2 protein-coding genes are annotated in these 2,358 nt (G+C 68.2%); both read right to left on the bottom strand.

The annotated features are described in order from the left end of the window. Window positions 1–557 (bottom strand): 2-oxoacid:ferredoxin oxidoreductase subunit beta (locus ACFYMU_RS33360; RefSeq protein ID WP_388381471.1); only part of this gene is annotated, 557 nt, incomplete at its 3' end. Next, a partial coding sequence (locus ACFYMU_RS33355) for a 2-oxoacid:acceptor oxidoreductase subunit alpha (protein ID WP_388381469.1) occupies window positions 550–2,358 on the bottom strand: 1,809 nt, incomplete at its 5' end. The genes ACFYMU_RS33360 and ACFYMU_RS33355, both read right to left, overlap by 8 nt.

Raw genomic sequence — 2,358 nt, 5'->3', positions numbered from 1 at the left:
GCCTCCGCGCCGAGGGCGAGGGAGACGGGGTTGAAGGGGGCGTCGAGGGATCCCATGGGGGTCGACTTGGTGATCTTGCCGAGTTCGGAGGTGGGGGAGTACTGGCCCTTGGTGAGGCCGTAGATGCGGTTGTTGAACAGCAGGATCTTGAGGTTGACGTTGCGGCGCAGGGCGTGGATGAGGTGGTTGCCGCCGATGGAGAGGGCGTCGCCGTCGCCGGTGACGACCCACACGGACAGGTCGCGTCTGCTGGTGGCCAGTCCGGTGGCGATGGCGGGGGCGCGGCCGTGGATGGAGTGCATCCCGTAGGTGTTCATGTAGTACGGGAAGCGGGAGGAGCAGCCGATGCCGGAGACGAAGACGATGTTCTCGCGGGCCAGGCCCAGTTGCGGCATGAAGCCCTGGACGGCGGCGAGGATGGCGTAGTCGCCGCAGCCGGGGCACCAGCGTACTTCCTGGTCGGACTTGAAGTCCTTCATCGACTGCTTGGCCTCGGCCTTGGGCACGAGGGAGAGCGCCTCGATCGTGTCCGTGCCTTCCTGGGTGGTGTCAGGCATCGATGGTCTCCTTCAGCGCCGTGGCGAGTTGTTCGGCCTTGAACGGCATGCCGTTGACCTGGTTGTAGGAGCGGGCGTCGACCAGGTATTTCGCCCGGATGAGGGTGGCGAGCTGGCCGAGGTTCATCTCGGGGACCACGATCTTGTCGTAGCGGCGCAGGACGGTGGCGAGGTTGGGGGGGAAGGGGTTGAGGTGGCGCAGGTGGGCCTGGGCGATCGACTCGCCGGCCGCGCGCAGGCGGCGTACCGCTGCGGTGATGGGCCCGTAGGTGGAGCCCCAGCCCACGACGAGGGTCCTGGCACCGTGGGGGTCGTCGACCTCGAGGTCGGGGACCTGGATGTTGTCGGTCTTGGCCTGGCGGGTGCGGACCATGAAGTCGTGGTTGGCCGGGTCGTAGGAGATGTTGCCGCTGCCGTCCTGCTTCTCGATCCCGCCGATGCGGTGCTCCAGGCCCGGGGTGCCGGGGACGGCCCAGGGGCGGGCCAGGGTGTGCGGGTCGCGTTTGTAGGGCCAGAACACCTCGGTGCCGTCGTCCAGGGTGTGGTTGGGGCCGGTGGCGAACTGCACCCGCAGATCGGGCAGTTCCTCCACCTCGGGGACACGCCAGGGCTCGGAGCCGTTGGCCAGGTAGCCGTCGGACAGCAGGAAGACCGGGGTGCGGTAGACCAGCGCGATCCGCGCCGCCTCCAACGCGGCATCGAAACAGTCCCCCGGCGTCCTGGGCGCGACGACGGGCACCGGCGCCTCACCGTTACGCCCGTACATCGCCTGCAGCAGATCGGCCTGCTCCGTCTTGGTGGGCAGACCCGTGGAGGGGCCACCACGCTGGATGTCCACGATCAGCAGCGGCAGCTCCAGCGAGACCGCCAGAGCGATCGTCTCGCTCTTGAGCGCCACACCGGGCCCGGACGTCGTGGTCACCGCCAGCGACCCCCCGAACGCCGCACCCAAAGCAGCGCCGATCCCCGCGATCTCGTCCTCCGCCTGGAAGGTACGCACCCCGAAGTTCTTGTGCCTGGACAACTCGTGCAGGATGTCGGAGGCCGGAGTGATCGGATACGACCCCAGAAACAGCGGCAGATCCGCCTGCCGGGACGCGGCGATCAGACCGTAGGCCAGCGCCAGGTTCCCCGAGATGTTGCGGTAGGTACCCACCCCGAACGCCTTCGCCGCCGGAGCCACCTCGTAGGAGACCGCGAAGTCCTCCGTGGTCTCCCCGAAGTTCCAGCCCGCCCGGAACGCGGCGATGTTCGCCGCCGCGATCTCCGGCTTCCTGGCGAACTTGCTCCGCAAGAAGGCTTCCGTGCCCTCGGTGGGCCGGTGATACATCCACGACAGCAGACCCAGCGCGAACATGTTCTTGCTGCGCTCGGCCTCCTTGCGGGACAGGTCGAAGTCCTTCAGCGCCTGAACCGTCAGCGTCGTCAGCGGCACCGGGTGGACGTGGTAGCCCTCCAGCGAGCCGTCCTGGAGCGGGGAGTCGGCATACCCGACCTTCTGCAGCGCGCGTTTGGTGAACTCGTCGGTGTTGACGATGATCTCCGCGCCGCGCGGCACGTCCGGCAGGTTCGCCTTCAAGGCGGCCGGGTTCATCGCGACCAGCACGTTCGGCGCGTCGCCGGGAGTGAGGATGTCGTGGTCGGCGAAGTGCAGCTGGAAGGACGACACTCCCGGCAGGGTGCCTGCGGGGGCGCGGATCTCGGCGGGGAAGTTCGGCAGCGTCGACAGGTCGTTGCCGAACGACGCCGTCTCCGAGGTGAAACGGTCACCGGTGAGCTGCATACCGTCACCGGAATCACC

This window comes from Streptomyces sp. NPDC007264, assembly GCF_042869095.1.
Taxonomy (GTDB): domain Bacteria; phylum Actinomycetota; class Actinomycetes; order Streptomycetales; family Streptomycetaceae; genus Streptomyces.
The sequence above is the reverse complement of the archived record's forward strand: the minus strand, read 5'-3'. Positions and strand labels throughout refer to the sequence as shown.